The 17571-nt window shown below is 72.2% G+C and carries 15 protein-coding genes; 9 read left to right on the forward strand and 6 right to left on the reverse strand.

Annotated features, from left to right (window positions below; all coding sequences use genetic code 11):
• Positions 1-24 precede the first annotated feature (24 nt).
• Entirely contained in the window at positions 25-4311 is a 4287-nt protein-coding gene (locus R9Z33_RS02260) for a CusA/CzcA family heavy metal efflux RND transporter (protein WP_318649686.1), read from the reverse strand.
• Positions 4312-4314: 3 nt separating this feature from the next.
• On the reverse strand, positions 4315-5385 hold the full coding sequence (locus tag R9Z33_RS02265) for an efflux RND transporter periplasmic adaptor subunit (RefSeq protein ID WP_318649687.1): 1071 nt from the start codon (positions 5383-5385) through the stop codon (positions 4315-4317).
• Between the two features lie 324 nt (positions 5386-5709).
• Here R9Z33_RS02265 and R9Z33_RS02270 point away from each other — a divergent pair, with 324 nt between their 5' ends.
• The 9 genes from R9Z33_RS02270 to R9Z33_RS02310 all read left to right on the forward strand — a co-directional run bounded on the left by R9Z33_RS02270 (position 5710) and on the right by R9Z33_RS02310 (position 13995).
• Positions 5710-6459, forward strand: coding sequence for an SDR family NAD(P)-dependent oxidoreductase (locus R9Z33_RS02270; protein ID WP_318649688.1), 750 nt, complete (start codon positions 5710-5712; stop codon positions 6457-6459).
• Positions 6456-7718 (forward strand): cytochrome P450, encoded by a 1263-nt coding sequence (locus R9Z33_RS02275; RefSeq protein ID WP_318649689.1) that lies wholly within the window; start codon positions 6456-6458, stop codon positions 7716-7718. The genes R9Z33_RS02270 and R9Z33_RS02275 overlap by 4 nt, the downstream gene beginning before the upstream one ends.
• 19 nt (positions 7719-7737) lie before the next feature.
• Positions 7738-8751 (forward strand): Ldh family oxidoreductase, encoded by a 1014-nt coding sequence (locus tag R9Z33_RS02280; protein ID WP_318649690.1) that lies wholly within the window; start codon positions 7738-7740, stop codon positions 8749-8751.
• Positions 8744-9520, forward strand: coding sequence for a TrmH family RNA methyltransferase (locus R9Z33_RS02285; RefSeq protein WP_318649691.1), 777 nt, complete (start codon positions 8744-8746; stop codon positions 9518-9520). Before R9Z33_RS02280 ends, R9Z33_RS02285 begins: the two co-directional genes overlap by 8 nt.
• Before the next feature lie 16 nt (positions 9521-9536).
• A complete protein-coding gene (locus tag R9Z33_RS02290) occupies positions 9537-10682 on the forward strand; it encodes an ABC transporter permease (protein ID WP_318649692.1) in 1146 nt (381 codons plus the stop codon).
• Entirely contained in the window at positions 10682-11470 is a 789-nt protein-coding gene (locus R9Z33_RS02295) for an ABC transporter ATP-binding protein (protein ID WP_318649693.1), read from the forward strand. The genes R9Z33_RS02290 and R9Z33_RS02295 overlap by 1 nt, the downstream gene beginning before the upstream one ends.
• On the forward strand, positions 11471-12493 hold the full coding sequence (locus R9Z33_RS02300) for an MlaD family protein (protein WP_318649694.1): 1023 nt from the start codon (positions 11471-11473) through the stop codon (positions 12491-12493). It begins immediately after the preceding gene.
• Positions 12490-13089 (forward strand): ABC-type transport auxiliary lipoprotein family protein, encoded by a 600-nt coding sequence (locus tag R9Z33_RS02305; protein WP_318649695.1) that lies wholly within the window; start codon positions 12490-12492, stop codon positions 13087-13089. The genes R9Z33_RS02300 and R9Z33_RS02305 overlap by 4 nt, the downstream gene beginning before the upstream one ends.
• Before the next feature lie 111 nt (positions 13090-13200).
• The gene (locus tag R9Z33_RS02310) at positions 13201-13995 is read left to right on the forward strand and encodes a DUF2939 domain-containing protein (protein ID WP_318649696.1); all 795 of its coding nucleotides are present in this window, start codon (positions 13201-13203) and stop codon (positions 13993-13995) included.
• 86 nt (positions 13996-14081) lie between these two features.
• Here R9Z33_RS02310 and R9Z33_RS02315 read toward each other — a convergent pair whose 3' ends face one another.
• The 4 genes from R9Z33_RS02315 to mmsB all read right to left on the reverse strand — a co-directional run bounded on the left by R9Z33_RS02315 (position 14082) and on the right by mmsB (position 17551).
• The gene (locus R9Z33_RS02315) at positions 14082-14852 is read right to left on the reverse strand and encodes an ABC transporter permease (RefSeq protein WP_318649697.1); all 771 of its coding nucleotides are present in this window, start codon (positions 14850-14852) and stop codon (positions 14082-14084) included.
• On the reverse strand, positions 14849-15583 hold the full coding sequence (locus R9Z33_RS02320; protein WP_318649698.1) for an ABC transporter ATP-binding protein: 735 nt from the start codon (positions 15581-15583) through the stop codon (positions 14849-14851). The genes R9Z33_RS02315 and R9Z33_RS02320 overlap by 4 nt, the downstream gene beginning before the upstream one ends.
• 8 nt (positions 15584-15591) lie before the next feature.
• Entirely contained in the window at positions 15592-16608 is a 1017-nt protein-coding gene (locus R9Z33_RS02325; protein ID WP_318649699.1) for an ABC transporter substrate-binding protein, read from the reverse strand.
• 67 nt (positions 16609-16675) lie between these two features.
• Positions 16676-17551 carry a 3-hydroxyisobutyrate dehydrogenase gene (mmsB, locus tag R9Z33_RS02330; protein ID WP_318649700.1) on the reverse strand — a complete coding sequence of 292 codons (876 nt, stop codon included), beginning with the start codon at positions 17549-17551 and terminating at the stop codon, positions 16676-16678.
• Positions 17552-17571: the final 20 nt, after the last annotated feature.

The following is a 17571-nucleotide window of genomic DNA, read 5'->3' on the forward strand; positions in this document are numbered from 1 at the left end:
GGACCACAATCCGGGCTGGCCCCGCTACGGCACCACCCCCGCCGCCTGGTTCACGCGGGAGCGCGCACGGCTGGCCGCGATGCTGGCGGCCCCCTCGTCATTCGCCGCCTCCAGCCGGAGCTGGCGGACGCGGAACAGGTCGAAGGTGCCGGTCTCGCCGGCGCGGAAGGCGCGCAGCGCGACCGCCTCCTGCTCGCGCGCCACGGCGAGGCGCTGGCGGGCGATGGCCAGCGCGGCATCCGCCGCGCGCAGTTCGGCCTGGGCGCGGGCGGTGGCCGCCTGCACGAGCCGCCGCGCCTGGGCCAGCTCGGCCGTTGCGCGCGTCACCTCGCTCTCGGCCTCGGCGCGGCGGGGGGCGTTGCGCGCCTCGGTGCCGAGCGGGATGCGGACCCGCAGGCCGAGGCTGGTCGTGTCACTCATGCCCGTGCCGCCCTCCTGCCGACCGAAGAGGCCGAGCTCGGGGTTGTCGCGCGGGGTGGCGGCCACGAGGCGCTGCCGCGCCTCGGCATGGGCCAGCGCCGCCTCGGCCGAGACCAGCGCCGGGTGGCGCGCGGCCTGGCGGGTCGCCTCCACCGGCAGGTTGGGCTCCAGCCCGCCGGTCAGCGTGCGGTAATTGGCCACGGCCTGGGCCGCCGCCGCTTCCGCCTGGGCCAGCCCCAGCTCCGCGCTCAGCGTCTCGTTGCGGGCGAGCAGCGCCTCGGTGGGCGGGATATCGCCCAGCTCGGCGCGGCGCGCCACGTCACGCGCGATCTCGCGCGCCGTGCTCAGCCGCTCGCGCGCGAGCTGGGCTGAACGGCGGGCTTCCGCCGCGTCCCACCAGGCCTCGCGCAGCTGCCCCGCCACTTCCAGGCGGCGCAGCGCGATGCGGCTCTCGACCTCGTTCACGGCGCCATCCACCGTCCCTTGCAGCGCGCCGCGCTGGCCGGGCAGCCACATCGGCGCGGCGAGCTCGAGATCCAGCTCGCGCACCTGGCCCGGGCCCTGCGTGCCGGAGCGCAGCGAGCCGCCCAGCGCGGGCGAACCCGCGATGGGCGAGCGCGCGGTCGCACCGCGCGCCGCCGCGGCCCCGCGCTGCGCCTCCAGCGCGCGCAGGCCGGCATCCAGCGCCAGCGCCGCCTCCAGGTGGCGCGAGAGCTGGCCCTGCCCCTGGCCCTGCCCCTGGGCCAGCGCCGGCGCGCCGGGCAGCATCAGCGCCGCCAGCACCGCCGCCACCGCCACCGCCTTCACCCGCGGCAGGGCGAAGCGCTCATAGAGGATGGGCAGCAGGATCAGCGTCAGGCTCGTCGCCGTCACCAGCCCGCCGATGACGACGATGGCGAGCGGCCGCTGGATCTCGCTGCCCGGGCCCGTCGCAAAGAGGAAGGGCACGAGGGCCAGCGCCGCGATCATCGCCGTCAGCACCACCGGCGTCATCCGGCGCTTGGCGCCCTCGCGCACCGCCTGTTCGAGCGACAGGCCCTCCTCCGCGATCAGCCGGTTGATGTAGCTGATCAGCACCACGCCGTTCAGCACCGCGATGCCGATCAGTGTCAGGAAGCCGACCGAGGCCGGGACGGAGATGAACTCGCCCGAGGCCCAGAGGGCGATGACGCCGCCGATCAGCGCGAAGGGCACGTTGCAGAAGACCAGCGTCGCCTGCCGCGCGCTGCCGAAGGTCAGGTAGAGCAGCAGGAAGATGGCGCCGAGCGCGATCGGCACCACGATGGCGAGCCGCGCCTGCGCGCGCTGCTGGTTCTCGAACTGCCCGCCCCAGACGAGGCGGTAGCCCTGCGGCAGCTGCACGCGCTCGGCGACGCGGGCCTGCGCCTCCGCCACGAAGCCGCCGATGTCGCGGCCGCGGACATTGCTCAGGACCGTGGCGAAGCGCTCGGCCTGTTCGCGGATCACCTGCACGGCGCCCTCCTCTTCGCGGATTTCCGCCACCTGGCTCAGCAGCACCGTGCCGCCGGCCGGAAGGGCGATCTGGACGCGCGCGAGATCGGCCGCGGAACGCCGCAGGCCCTCCTCGCCGCGCAGCAGCAGCGGGATGCGGCGGTCGCCCTCCAGCACCTGGCCGACATTGCGGCCATCCACCCAGACGCGCAGCGCCTCCTGCACGTCGCTCGCGTTCAGGCCGAGGCGGCCGGCGGCGAGGCGATCCACGCGGACGGTGAGATACTTCATCCCCTCGTTGCGCAGCGCGAAGACGTCGGCGCTGCCGGTGATGCCGCGCACCGCCTCGGCCACCTCGCGGCCGATGCGGTTCAGCTCGGGGATCTCGGGGCCGAAGACCTTGATCACCACGTCCCCGCGCGCGCCGATGATCATCTCCTGTACGCGCATGTCGATGGGCTGGCTGAAGGAGAAGCTGGTGCCGGGGAAGCCGTCCAGCACCTGGCGCACCTGCTCCAGCACCCAGGGCGTGCCGCCGGCCTTCGCCTCGGCCCGCCACTCGGCCTCGGGGGCCATGGTGAAGAACATGTCCGTCTCGTTCAGGCCGACCGGGTCGATGCCGAGTTCGTCGGCGCCGGCGCGGGTCATGATGCCGCGCACCTCGGGCACGCGGGCAATGATCTCGCGTGCGATGCGCTGGTCGGTCTCGGCGGCTTCCTCGATGCCGATGGTCGGGTGCTTGCGGACCGTGACCACGGGCGTGCCCTCATCCATGACGGGGATGAAGATGCTGCCGATCTGGGTGAAGGCGAGGCCGGCGAGCACGAGGCCCACGCCCGCCGTGGCCGCCACGCGGAAGGGGCGCGCCATGGCCCATTCGAGGAAGGGGTCATAGGCGGCGTGCAGCTTGCGGACGAGCCAGGGCTCCTGGTGATGGCCGCCGCGCAGCAGGAAGGCGCACATCACCGGCACCACCGTCAGCGCCAGCGTGAGCGCGGCCACCAGCGCGAAGGCGATGGTGAGCGCCACCGGCCCGAAGAGCCGCCCCTCCAGGCCCTGCAGCGAGAGCAGGGGCACGAAGACCGCGATGATGATGATGACGCCCGAGACGAGCGGCACCATCACCTCGCGCGTCGCCTCCGCCGTGAAGCGGATGCGCTGGGCGATGGTGAGCTTCGACAGCTTCTCCATGCCGAAGCGGTGCGCCGCGTTCTCCACCACCACCACGGCGCAGTCCACCAGCAGGCCGATGGCGATGGCGAGGCCGCCCAGCGACATGATGTTCGCGGACAGCCCGAAATAATGCATGAGCCCGAAGGTCACGAGCACGGCGAGCGGCAGGCTGAGCGAGACGACCAGCGCCGCGCGCCAGTTGCCGAGGAAGAGGATCAGCAGCACGACGACCAGCGCGATCGCCTCCAGCAGCACCTTCTGCACGGTCCAGACCGCCTTCCCGATCAGGTCGGCGCGGTCATAGAAGACGACGAGGTTCACGCCGTCCGGCAGGGCGTTCTGGATGGCCGGGAAGCGCTCGCGCGCGCCCTCCACCACCGAGCGCGCATTGGCGCCGCGCAGGCCGAGCACGATCCCCCAGACCGCCTCGCCCTCGCCGTCGCGCGTCACCACACCGTTGCGGGGCAGGGCACCGAAGCGGACATCGGCCACGTCGCCCACGCGCACCACGCCGGCATCCCGCGCCAGCAGCACGATGGCGCGCACATCCTCCAGCGTCTGGATGCGGCCCTCGGCGCGCACCAGCAGCGCCTCCTCGCCGTCGCGGATGCGGCCCGCGCCGTCATTGCGGTTGTTGCGCTCCAGCGCCTCCTCCAGCATGGCGGTGGAGATGCCGCGCGCGGCCATGGCGGCGGGGTCGGGCACCACCTCATAGGTGCGGACGAAGCCGCCCAGCACGTTCACGTCGGCCACGCCCGGCACGGCGCGCAGCTGCGGCCGCACCACCCAGTCCATCAGCGTCCGCGCCTCGGTGGGCGAGAGGTTCCCGCCCTCCAGCGTGAACATCAGCATCTCGGCCAGCGGCGTGATGATGGGGGCGAGGCCGCCCGAGACGCCGTCGGGCAGCTGGTCCTCCAGCTCGTTCAGGCGTTCGTTCACCTGGGCGCGCGCCCAGTAGATGTCGGTGCCCTCGGCGAATTCGAAGGTCATCAGCGTGACCGAGAAGCGCGTGACCGAGCGCATGAAGACGAGGTTCGGGATGCCGCGCATCGCGAGCTCGATCGGGTTGGTCACGCGGCGCTCCAGCTCCTCCGGCGTCAGGCCGGGGGCGCGCATGGAGACGAGCACCTGCGTCGGCGCGACGTCGGGGAAGGCATCGATCGGCAAGGCGCGATAGGATTGGAAGCCCCAGACGGCGAGGCCGAGGGCGGCGATGAGCACCAGCAGCCGCTGGCGCAGCGCCGTATCAACCAGCTTGGCGAGCATGGATCAGCCCCCATCCGCTTCGGACAGCTCGGCCAGCAGGGCGAGCAGGCCACGCGTGGCGATCTGGTCGGTGGGCGCGAGGCCGCCGCGGATCGAGGTGAATTGCGCCGTCTCGTTCAGCACCGTCACGGGGCGCGCGGTGAAGCCCGTGGGCGTGCGGATGAAGACCCAGCTGCGCTCGCGGTGGCGCACCACGCTGCCGGCGGGCACGCGGTATTGCGGCATGCCGTTGGCGCGCAGCTGCAGTGCCACGGTCACCGCCTGGCCGGGGCGCAGCGCGTCGGCGCCGCGATGCATCTCGGCCACCGCCGTCACGCTCTGCGTCGCGGCGTCGGCGGTGCGGCCGATGCGCAGCACGAAGCCTTCTGCGCCCTGCGCCGGGACCAGCACGCGAGCATTGGCCTCCAGCGCCGGCGCGCGGGAGAGCGGCACCTGGATGTTGACCCAGAGCGTGGAGAGATCGCCGATGGTCATCAGCGGCGCGGCCTGGGCCACGCGCTCGCCCGGCGTCGCGGCGCGGCCGAGGACCACGCCCGCGACCGGGCTCGTCACCGTCAGTCCCTGCTGGATGCGGCGGCTGCGGCGAAGTTCCGCCACCTCGGGATCGGTGAGGCCGAGCAGGTTGAGCAGCTGCGTGCGCTCATCCAGCGCGGCGGCGGCACCCGTGGCCTCGGCGCGGGTCACGATCAGGCGGCGCTCGGCGATCACGCGCTCGCGGAACAATTCCTCGTCGCGGCGGAGCTTTTCCTGCGCGAGCTCGGCGGCGGTGGCTGCCTCGAGGAAGAGGCGCTGCGCCTCCACCAGCTCGGTGCTGCGCAGGCGGGCCACGGCCTGGCCGGCGCGCACCCGCTCATCCGGGGCGACGAAGAGGCTCTCGATCAGCCCCGCCGCGGGTGCGGCGATCACGCGCAGCTGGGTCGGCGGCACCACCACCTGGCCGGGGAGGAGGATCTCGGAGGGGCCGGTCTCGGGCTCCACGCGGCCGAGTTCGAAGCCGCCGGCGCGGAACTGCCGCTCATCCAGCCGGATCTGGACATCGGCCGTGCCGGGTTGTGCCGGGGCAGGGCGCGCCACCAGGGGTTGCAAGGCGGCAAGCATAAGCATGGGCGCGCAGAAACGGCGCGCGATGCGGGCATACATCACGACTCTCCAAACATGTGTCTTCTGGAGAGCGCACGGCTCAGCGCTCAGGGTCCCGGACGGGGTCCGGAAGTCGGCTCAACAGGCCCCTTGGACAGATGGGACGTGTCGCATGCCTGCGATCTCCAGCGCCGGCCGACAGATGACATTTGGTTCATCTTACGGAAGGTTTCAAGTCCCGGCGTGGCGGGGCATTACAGAGCGCCGCCTTGACCCTGCCTGAACCGAGGCTTGCGCCAAACTGAACGGAGCATTCGCATGATCATCCTCGTCACCGGCGCGACCGCCGGCTTCGGCCGCGTCATCGCCGCGCGCTTCGCGGGCACGGGCGCGCGCATCATCGCCGCGGGGCGCCGCGTGGAGCGGCTGGAGACGCTGCGCGCCGAACTGGGCGCGGATCGCGTGCTGCCGCTGACGCTGGACGTGCGGGACCGCGCGGCGGTGGCCGCCGCCATCGCGAACCTTCCGGCCGAATGGGCCGATATTGACGTCTGCGTGAACAATGCGGGCCTGGCCCTCGGCCTCGCCGGCGCGCAGGACGCGGACCTCGATGACTGGGACGCGATGGTGGACACCAACATCAAGGGCCTGATGTATGTGACGCGCGCCGTGCTGCCGGGGATGGTGGCGCGCAACCGCGGGCACATCATCAACATCGGCTCCACGGCGGGCGAATTCCCCTATCCGGGCGGCAATGTCTATGGCGCGAGCAAGGCCTTCGTCCGCCATTTCAGCCTGAACCTGCGCGCCGACCTCTGGGGCACCAGGGTCCGCGTCACCGACATCGAGCCGGGCCTGGTGGGCGGCACGGAGTTCAGCAATGTCCGCTTCCATGGCGATGACGCGAAGGCGGCCGGCATCTATGCCGGCGCCGAGCCGCTGACGCCGGAGGACGTGGCCGAGGCGGTGCATTGGTGCGCCACGCTGCCCGCCCGCGTGAACATCAACACGCTGCAGATGATGCCGGTGGGCCAGGCCTTCGGCCCGCTGCGCGTCCACAAGGAATGAGCGGCACGACGCCGCCCTTCCCGCCGCGCCACCGGGGCGAGGTCCCGGTCACCGATCTGCTCGCCAAGGCCTCCCGCAGCCTGCTGGAGGTCTGGGGCGAGGAGATGTTCCGCAATGCCGGCACGAAGCTGGAGGTGCTGGGCCAGCGGCTGATCGTCTTCAACCGGCCCGCCGCCATCGAATCGGTGCTGGTGACGCAGGCGGAGGTCTTCGCCGCCAAGCCCGCCCAGCTCACCAAGCTGCTGGCGCCGCTGCTGGGGCCCGGGCTCTTCGTGGCCGAGGGAAGGGCCTGGCGCGGCCGCCGCGCGGTGGTGGAGGCGGCGATGGCCGCGGCCCTGGACGGCGCGGGCGGCGCCACCGCCACCGGCTGGGCCGCCCGCCCCGAGGGGGCCGCGCTGGACGTGATCGCGGAGATGGAGCGGCTTTCGGCCGGGCTGCTGCTGCGCCTCATCTTCGGCGAGGCCGCGGGCGAGCCGGACGAGATCGTGCGCCTGGCCCGCGCCTATCGCGCCAAGATCAGCGGCGGCGGGCTGCTGACGCTGATGGCCCTGCCCGATCCGCTGGTGCGGCTGCGCCTGGGCGGCGATGCGAAGCGCATCCGGGCCGTGGTGGAGCCGCTGCTGGCGCGGGCGCGCCGCTCGCGCACGGGTCTCGCCGCCGCCCTGCCGGCGGAACTGGCGCGGGACGAGGTGATCTCGCTCTTCGCCATCGGGCATGACGCGCTGTCGGGCCTGCTCGCCGCCGCCTGGTTCCTGCTGGGCCAGGCGCCGGAGGTGGAGGCGGCGCTGCATGCGGAACTGGATTCGGGCGCAGCGGAGGCCCCCCTGCTGCGCGCCGTCCTGCAGGAGGCGTTGCGCCTCTATCCGCCGCTGCCGCTCATCGCGCGGGTGGCGGGGCGGGCGACGGAGGTGGCAGGCCTGCCCGTGCCCAAGGGCAGCATCGCCTTCGTGGCGCCCTGGCTGGTGCACCGCCACACCGCCCACTGGGAGGCGCCGGACGAATTCCGCCCCGCCCGCTTCCTGCCCGGCGCGCCACCGCCGCCGCCCTTCAGCTACCTGCCCTTCGGCCTCGGCCCGCGGCAATGCGTGGGCGAGGCCTTCGCGATGCGGGCCGCGATGCAGGCGATCGCCACCCTGGCCCGCCGCTTCCGGCTGCGCCCGCTGCCCGGGCCGGCCGTGGTGCCCACCGCGGGGCTGACGCTCACCCTGGCCGAACGGCTGCCCATGCGGCTGGAGCGGCGCGATTGCCCCGGGGGCTGATCCGCGCTTCAACCGCGGCATGAGCGACACGCCCCGCCTTTCCCTCGCCGAAGCCCGTGCCCTGGCCGCCGCCGCGCTGGCCGCCGCCGGCGCCAATCCGGAAATGGCGGCGCTGACCGCCGCGGCCCTGGCCGATGCCGAGGCGGAAGGGCAGGGCGGGCACGGCCTCTCGCGCGTCGCCATGTATGTGGGCTTCCTCCGCGAGGGGCGCGCCGATGGCGCGGCCGTGCCACGCGTGACCCATGCGCGGGGCGGCGCGGCGCTGGTGGATGCGGGCAACGGGCTCGCCTATCCCGCGCTGCACCTGGCGGAGGCCGAGGCGGCGCGGCGCGCGGCCGAGCACGGCGTCGCCTTCATCGCTGTCACCAACAGCCACCATGCGGGCGCCATGGCCCTGCCGGTCCGGCGCCTCGCCCGCCAGGGGCTGGTGGCGCTGGCCTTCACCAATTCGCCCTATGCCATGCCGGTGCCGGGCGGCAGGCGCCCGCTGCTGGGCACCAACCCGGTCGCCGCCGCCTTCCCGCGCCGGAATGCGGCGCCGATGGTGGTGGACCTCGCCCTCTCGGAAGTCGCGCGCGGCAAGATCATGGTCGCCGCCAAGGAAGGCCGGCCCATCCCGGAGGGCTGGGCGCTCGATGCCGAAGGCCGCCCCACCACCGACGCCAAGGCCGCGCTGGACGGCGCCATGCTCGCCATGGGCGGCACCAAGGGCGCGGCGCTCGCGCTCGTGGTCGAGGTGCTGTGCGTGGCGCTGGGGGGCGCCGCCTTCGGCTTCGAGGCGGACAGCTTCTTCGCCCCCTCGCCCAACCCGCCGCGGCTCGGGCATGCCATCCTGGCGGTGGACCCGGGCGCGCTGTCCGGCAACGACGCCTTCCTGGACCGCATGGAAGCCCTGGTCACCGCCATGCTGGGCGATGAGGGCGTCCGCCTGCCCGGCGCGCGGCGGGATGGGCTTGCCGCCCGCGCGGAGGCCGAGGGCATCGCCGTGCCCCCGGCCCTGCTGGCGCAGCTCAAGGCCATGGCGGATGTCTGAATTCCGCGGCGGCTACGGCCCCTCCAGCTTCCCACCCCCGCCGCGCCGGCCGGAGCCGCAGCGCATCTGTGGGGTGAATGCGGTGCGGGCCCTGTTCCTCCGGCGGCCCGAGGCGGTGCAGCGCCTGCACTACCTGGCCGAGCGCCGGCCGGTGGCGGGCCCGCTCTGCCGCTACCTCGCGCGGCACAAGAAGGCCTATCGCGAGGTGCTGGAGGATGAACTGGCGCGCATCGCGGGCACCGAGCACCATGGCGGCATCGTCGCCATCGCCGATCCGCGCAGGGCGCTGCCGATCCCCACGCCGCCGCCGCCTGTGCTCTTCGCCGCGCCCGTGCTGCTGGTGCTGGATGGCATCGGCAACCCGCACAATCTCGGCGCCATCGCCCGCGCGGCGGCCTTCTTCAACGCCAAGGCGCTGCTGCTCTCGGGCGATTCGCGCCAGGCCGACCTCTCGGACGCCGCCTTCCGCACCTCGGAGGGCGCGCTGGAGCATCTGGCGGTGTTCCGCGCGGAGGATCTGGGCAGCACGCTGCGCCGGTTTTCCGGGCAATGGCATGTGGTGGGCGCGGTCGCCTCGGGCGGGCTGCCGCCGGCCCGGATCGCGCGGACCAAGCCCATCGCGCTGGTCATGGGCGCGGAGGAGACGGGTCTCTCGCCCGACATCCTGGCCTGCTGCGCCGAGCGGGTGACGCTGCCGGGCTCGGGCCTCGTCGAGAGTCTCAATGTTGCGGCAGCCACGGCCGTGCTGCTGCATGCGTTGCAAGGCTGACATCCGGGGAAAGTCCTTGAAGCCCCACACGCGGGACGTGCATGGTCCCGGCCAGATGCCAAGCGCCCCCTTCCAGGCCGAGACCGAGGCCGGCCGTCTCGTCCTGCGCTTCAGCGGCACGCTCGACACCGCCGCAGCCGCTTCCGGCTGGGACGAGGCGCACCGTGCCACCAAGGCCGGTGCGCCGGTCACGCTGGATGCGGCGGGGGTGACGCAGCTTGATTCCGGCGGGGCGGCCCTGCTGGTTTCGCTCGCGCGGCGGGCGGGCGAGGCGGAGTGGCGCGAACCCGAGGAGGCCAATCCGCGCGCCGCGCTCGAGCGCTTCCGCAAGGCCATCCCGCCCGAGCCACCGCCGCCGCCGCCCCGGCCCTTCCGCCCGCTGACCGCCATCGGCGCCGCGACGCTGGACAAGCTGCGCGGCATGGCCGGCCGCATGGTCTTCCTGGGGGAGACGGTGCTTGCCTCCGCGCGGCTCATCCCGCGCCCCTGGCGGCTGCGCTGGGCCGAGGTGCTGCGCCACCTGGATGAGGCGGGCACGCGCGCCTTTCCGCTCTGCATCCTGCTCGGCACGCTGATCGGCGTGATCCTGGCCTTCCAATCCTCGGTGCCGATGCGGCAATTCGGCGCGGAGATCTTCATCCCGCAGCTCGTCGGCATCTCGCTGACCCGCGAGCTGGGGCCCCTGCTCGCCTCCATCATCCTGGCCGGACGCACCGGCTCCGCCTATGCGGCCGAGCTCGGCACCATGCGCGTGAACGAGGAGGTGGACGCGCTGAAGATCATGGGCCTCGACCCCGTGGCCTGGCTGGTCGTGCCGCGCATCCTGGCCTCCACCCTCGTCATGCCGGCGCTGGCCATGGTGATGAACGTCACCGGCATCATCGGCATGATGATCGTGATGGCGGCGCTGGGCTTCCCGCCCGTGGCGGTGCTGAACCAGCTGGAGCAATGGCTCTCGCTGCAGGACCTGGCCGGCGGCCTGGGCAAGGCCGCCATCTTCGGCCTGGCGATCGGCTATATCGGCTGCCAGGCGGGGCTTTCGGCCGGCCGGGGCCCGCGCGCGGTGGGCGATGCCGCGACCTCGGCCGTGGTGGGCGGCATCGTGGCCCTGGTGGTGCTGGACGGCATCTTCGCCATCCTCTTCTTCCGGCTGGGCTGGTGATGGTGGAGACCCCGAATGCGCCGGCGGTGCTGAAGGCCGAGGGCGTCGCCATGCGCTTCGGCGCGCGCACCATCTTCAAGGACGTGACCTTCGAGGTCCGCCGCGGCGAGGTCTTCGTCATCCTGGGCGGCTCGGGCTGCGGCAAATCCACCCTGCTCAAGCTGCTGATCGGCCTGATGCCGCCGACCCATGGCGAGATCCGCGTGCTGGATGGCGACTGGACGGCGCTGGAGGGCGAGGCGCGGCGCGCGCTGCTCCGGCGCATCGGCGTGATGTGGCAATCGGGCGCGCTGCTCGGGTCGCTGACGCTGGCCGAGAACGTCATGCTGCCGATCGAGGCGCATACCAAGCTGCCCCAGGCGGCACGCGCCCTGGTGGCCAGCGCCAAGCTCGGCCTGGTCGGCCTTGGTGACGCGCAGGACCGGTTGCCGGCGGAGATCTCGGGCGGCATGCTGAAGCGGGCCGGCATCGCGCGGGCCATGGCGCTGGACCCCGAGATCCTGTTTCTCGACGAACCGAGCGCGGGGCTTGATCCCATCACCTCGGCCGGTCTGGACGCCTTGATCCTCTCGCTCGCGCGCGAGACGGGAACGACCTTCGTGGTGGTGACGCATGAGCTGCAATCCATCCTGGCCATCGGGGACCGCTGCATCATGCTGGACAAGGAGGCTCAGGGGATGATCGCCGAGGGCGACCCGAAGCGGCTGCGCGACGAGAGCGAACACCCCACGGTGCGCGCCTTCTTCCGGCGGGAGGCCCCAAGGGAGAACCCAGGGGGGGCGATGTAGATGGCCAGCATGCGCAAGATCCAGCTCTCGGTCGGGCTGATGGTGGTGGTGGGCCTCGGGCTGCTCGTGGGCGTCGTGCTCTTCCTGACGCAGAACCGCCTGGGCCGCAGCGACGTGATGTTCGAGACCTATATCCGCGAATCCGTGCAGGGGCTCGAGGTCGGCTCGCCCGTGCGGTATCGCGGCGTGGCGGTGGGGCGGGTGACGGAGATCGGCCTCGCCGCCGCCGAATACCGCCGGCCGGAGGGGGAGGCCTTCGCGGCCGCCTTCCAGCTCGTCGTGGTGCGCTTCGCGGTCAGCCTGTCGCGGGTGGGGGATGTGCCCTCCACCGATGACGCGGTGGCGGCCGGGCTGCGCGCGCGGCTGGCGAGCCAGGGCATCACCGGCGTCGCCTATATCGAGCTCGATTTCCTGGATGCCGAGCGCTACCCGATCCCGGCCCTGCCCTGGACGCCGCGCTTCGCCTGGATTCCGGCCGTGCCCTCCACGGTCGCGCAGGTGACCAGCGCGGCCGAGATGCTGCTGCGGCAGGTCCAGGGCATCGACTTCGTGGGGATGGCGGCGAACATCAACGACCTCTTCCTCGACCTGCGGCGCCAGACCGACACGGGCGAGATCGCGGTGGCCCTGCGCGAGGCGGCGACGCTGATGCAGGAGCTGCGCGCCATCGCCAGCGCGACGGATGTGCCCGGCGCGGTGGCCGAGCTGCGGGCCACGGCGGGCGCGATCCGGAACCTGACCGAGGGGCCGCATGTGCGGGAGACGCTGACCGCCATGGGGGCGGCGGCGCAGGATCTGCGCCGGGCGACGGCGCGGCTGCCGGGGACGATCGGGCAGCTGGATTCCAGCCTGCGGGCGGCGCGCAACGCCACCACCGATGTCCAGGCCGATCTGGCCCCCGTCCTGCGCGACCTGCGCGCGGCGACGGCCAATCTGCGCGAAACCACCGAGGCGCTGAGGCGCTCGCCCTCCCAGGCCTTGTGGGGCGCGCCGCCCCCGGCCCCCGCCGGAGCCAACCGATGAACCGTCGCCTCGTCCTGGGCCTGCCGCTGCTGGCGGCCGGCTGCTCGGTCCTGCCGGACCGGCCCTTCATCGAATCCCAACGCTTCACCCTGTCTCCTCGGCGGGAGGGCCCGCCCGGGCGGCGGCTGCGCCACGCGCTGCTGCTGCGGAGCATGCGGGCCGCGCCGGGGATGGAGCAGCGCGGGCTGCGCCGCGTGCGGAGCGAGGGCCGGGTGGAGGTGGCGCCCTATGAGGAATGGCTGGCCCCACCGGGCGAATTGGCCGAACTGGCGCTGCGGCAATGGCTGGTGGCCTCGGGCCGATTCACGGCCGTGACGGCGCCTGGTTCACGTTTGGCGACATTTCTCGTTTTAGAGACAGAATTGGTCGCCTTACAGGTGGAGCCCGATGGCGCCCGCGCGGCGGTGGCGGCGCTGCTACTGGGGCAGGCGGAAGGCCTCGGGGATGCCCGCGTGCTCGGGCAAACCTTGGTGGAAGGCCGCTCTCCCGTCGCGTTGGAGGCGGATGCGCCGCAACGGGCCGGGGCGATGCAGGCGGCCCTGGGCCAGGCCTTCGCGCAGCTCGAGTCTTGGATTGTCTCCAACGTCTCAGTTTAGGAACGCGATTAACCAAGAATAAACGCTTTTCCCGACATATTCTCAAAATGGAGACTTTGCTCCGATTTGAGCTTCAGTCATTCTCGGTCTGGGGAATATGGGGGATTTAAGATGACGACCACGTGTCTCAATACGTGGGACGAGGTCTGGGCGGAGTTTGACGCCCGCCAGGCCGCTCGTTCCGAAATGTCCAACCCGGCGGCGATGGTGGCGGGGGCCACCGCAGCCGCACCGAGGAAGGACCCGGTCGCCCGTTTGCGCGGCCTCATCCATGCGCGGCGCAGCCGTGCCGACGCCATCCGGCGTCCCTTCCTGGAAGACGCCGTCGAGCGCTGGAGCACAGAGGCCGAGCGCCTGCGTGCCGCCCAGGCCGCCCGCCGGCGGGCCCAGCCGAAGCGCGGGCTCGGGCGCTTCAAGCGCGTCCTCGCCGTCATGGCGTGCACGCTGGTCGCGGTCTATGCGGGCTCGCCCGTCGCCTCCGCCGTGCAGGTGGCCGCCGCCATCCAGCGGGGCGATGCCGCGGCGCTGGCCCACTACATCGACTGGAATACGCTGCGCCCCGCGCTGAACGCGGCGCTCGCCGCCGAGACGCAGCGCAATTCCAGCGCGCCCATGCCGGACTTCATCACCGGCATGGCGCAGGACATGGCCGACCGCCTCGCCTCGCCCGCCGGTCTCGCGCTGCTGCTGAACGAGCGCCTCGCCGCCGGCGGCGCCCAGCCCGCGCGGGACATGCTGAGCCGCGTGCGCCTGATCGAGGCCGGGCTGTGGGAGGTGACGCTGACCTCGGTCAATGTGCCCGACCGCTCGGCCACGCTGACCCTGGCCCTGACCGACCCGATGCGGCTGCGCTGGGAAGTCCAGGCCATCCAGCTTCCGGCGCAGCTGCCCGCAAGGCTGCGCTGAACCCCCTCCCCCCCCGGGGATGGCCGGGAGCGTGATGGACGGGCAGGCCCTGTCCATCGCCCTCCCGGCCCCGACGGGGCCGGGGGTCATTTTCCCTCTTCGTGCCAGCGGCGCAGCAGCAGGTGCGAAATGAGGGTAAGGCTCAGGAAGATCAGGATCCCGAAGCCCGAGACCAGGACGAGTGCGGCGAACATGCGCGGGATCTGCAGCTGGTAGCCGGTCTCCAGGATGCGCGAGGCAAGCCCCGAGGAGGAGCCACCCGTGCCGGCCACGAATTCCGCGACGATCGCGCCGATCAGCGACAAGCCGCCCGAGATGCGCAGCCCCGCCAGGAAATAGGGCAGGGCCGTCGGCAATTGCAGCCGCACCAGCACCTGCCAGCGGCTGGCGCGATAGAGGCGGAACAGGTCCCGTAAATTGGGGTCCACGCTGTTCAGCCCGGTGGTGGTGTTGGCGAGGATCGGGAAGAAGGCGACGATCCACGCGCAGATCAGCAGCGCCAGCCAGAGATTGTCCGCCCAGATGATGATGAGCGGCGCGATGGCGACGATGGGCGTCACCTGCAGGATCACCGCATAGGGGTAGAGGGACATCTCCACCACACGCGACTGCGCGAAGAGGATGGCCAGCGCCAGGCCCAGCGTGGCCGCGACGAAGAGCGCCGCGAAGGTGATCTGCGCCGTGATGAGCAGCGAGGGCAGCAGCGAGGCCCAGTCCCGCACCAGCGTCTGCGCGATCAGCAAGGGCCCGGGCAGGATGTAGGGCGGGATGTCCTGCGCCCGCACCAGCCATTCCCAGCCGAGCAGGAAAAGCACGCCCACCAGCGTCGGCGCCGCGATGCCGAGCGCCCGGTTCATGCGGCCATCGCCGCCGACAGTGCGTGGGAGACGGCGCGGCAATGCGCCGCATAGGCCGCGGAGGTGCGGAATTCCGGCGTGGCGCGATCCCCTGGCGGGACATGCAGCTCGGCGGCGATGCGGCCGGGGCGGGGTGTCATCACCAGGATGCGCTCGGCCAGGAAGACGCTCTCGAAGGTGGAATGGGTGACGAAGACCACGGTGAAGCGCTCGTCGCGCCAGAGGCGCAGCAGGTCCTCGTTCAGCCGGTGGCGGGTGATTTCGTCCAGCGCGGCGAAGGGCTCGTCCATCAGCAGCAGGCGTGGGCGGGTGACGAGCGCGCGGGCGATGGAGACGCGCATCTTCATGCCGCCCGAGAGCATGCGCGGATAGGCGCCCTCGAAGCCGGTAAGGTCCACGCGGGCCAGGGATTCGCGCGCGCGGCGCTCGGCCTCGGCGCGGGGCGTGCCGGCCAGTTCCAGGGGCAGCGCCACGTTCCGCAGCGCCGTCGCCCAGGGCATCAGCGTCGGCTCCTGGAAGACGAAGCCGACCTTCCCGGTGACATCGGCCTGCCAGCCGAGCCGGCCTGCGCTGGGTTCGATCAGCCCCGCGATCATCCGCAGCAGGGTGGACTTGCCGCAGCCCGACGGGCCGAGCAGGGCGAGGAAATCGCCCTCGGCGATGGCGAGGGAGACGTTCTCGACGGCGGTCACGCCCGTCGGGAAGCGCTTCCCGACGGCGTCCAGCCGCAAGAGAGGGATCAGAGCCCGACCCGCTTGTTCACGAAGCGCAGATCATAGCCGCGCTTGAAGTCGAGCCCGGCGGGATAGATCCCGGCATCGCGCATCGTGTTGTAGAAGCGCTCCCACCGCGCATCGGTCATCGCACCCACGCCCATCGTGTTGGCATCGCCCGAGATGACGATGCCCTGCTCGTTCATCACGCGGATGGCGTAGGCGATGCGCTCCTCGTTCATCTCCGGGTTGTCGCGGATGATGAGGCGGTTGGCGGCGGCGATGTCCTGGCCGCGCATGTATTGCGTCCAGCCCTCGATGCTCGCGTTGATGAAGCGCTGCACCACATCGGGCCGCGCCTCCATCTGGGAGCGCATGATGTCCACGGTCGTCTGGTAGTTCTCATAGCCGGCATCGGCGATGAGGAAGACCTTGGGGCGCGCGCCGGCCTGGATGGCCGAGAGCGGCTCGGACGACAGAAAGCCCTGCTGGATGGCCATGCGGTCCACCAGCCAGGGCTGGATGTTGAAGGTGTAGGGGCGCACCTGGTCATCGGTGAAGCCGAAGCGCGCCTTGAGGAAGGGCCAATAGGTGACCCGCCCGCCGGAGCCCACCAGGATGGGCCGGCCGCGCATATCCTCGAAGCTGTTGATGCCGTTGCCTTCATGCGTCATCAGGACCTGCGGGTCCTTCTGCATCATGGCGGCGATGGTGAGTGCCGGCACGCTCTCGCGCACATAGGTCAGCGCCTGGAAGCCGTTGGACATGATCATGTCCACCCGGCCGGCGACCAGCAGCCGGACCGGGTCGAGATTCGGGCCGCCCTGGCGGAGATCCACCTCGAGGCCGGCGCGGCGATACAGCCCGGCGGCGACGGCCTGGTAGTAGCCGCCATGCTCGGCCTGGGCCCGCCAATTCGTGTGGAAGGAGACGCGGTCCAGGCTCTGCGGGACCGCGACGCGCGCGCCGGGCACGGCGGCAAGGGCGAAGGCGGCGCCGCCGCCCAGCAGGGCACGGCGTTGGATGCGGTAGCGGGTGCGCATGGCTCTCTCCTGCGGGGCTTCGGCGATTATGTGATGCCGGGCCCCCGATGCGCCAGGGGTTCTGAAATCACCCCCCGCGTGACGTTCCGCGCAGCATGTTGATGATGCCGGAAAAGTCGGACCCGGCGCCGCCCTCGGCCGCGAAACGCTCGTAGAGCGCGAGAGCGGCCGCACCGAGCGGCGTGGCCGCCCCCGCGGCTTCCGCCGCCTGCTGCGAGAGGCCGAGATCCTTCAGCATCAGCGCGGTGGCGAAGCCCGGCTTGTAGTCGCGGTTGGCGGGGCTGCCGGGCACCGGCCCCGGGACCGGGCAATAGGTGGTCAGCGACCAGCACTGGCCGGAGGATTTGCTCGCCACCTCGAAGAGCGCCTCATGGCTGAGGCCGAGTTTTTCCGCCAGCGTGAAGGCCTCGCTGGTGCCGATCATGGAAATCGCCAGCAGCATGTTGTTGCAGAGCTTGGCCGCTTGGCCCGCGCCCGCCTCGCCGCAATGGACGATGGTACGGCCCATCTTCTCCAGGATGGGCCTGGCCTTGGCGAAGCTCGCCGCATCGCCGCCCACCATGAAGGTGAGGGTGCCGGCCTCGGCGCCCATGGTGCCGCCGGAGACGGGCGCGTCCAGCATCGGCTTGCCGGCGGCGACCTGGCGGGCGGTCTCCACGTCGATGGTCGAGCAATCGATCAGTACGGCATGCGGCTCGGCCACCGGCGCCATCTCGGCCCAGGCGGCGCGGACATGGGCGCCGGCCGGCAGCATGGTGATGACGATGTCGGCGCCGCGCGCCGCGTCGGGCGCGGATTGCGCGCGCTGGATGCCGCCTTCTGCGGCCGCGTCCATGGCGTCGGCGCTCAGGTCATAGCCGCGCACCTCATGCCCGGCCTTGGCGAGGTTGCGGGCCATGGGCAGGCCCATATTGCCGAGACCGACGAAACCGATGCGTGCCATGAAGCGTCCTCCGTGTTTGC

It is taken from the genome of Sediminicoccus rosea (genome assembly GCF_033547095.1).
GTDB lineage: Bacteria > Pseudomonadota > Alphaproteobacteria > Acetobacterales > Acetobacteraceae > Roseococcus > Roseococcus rosea.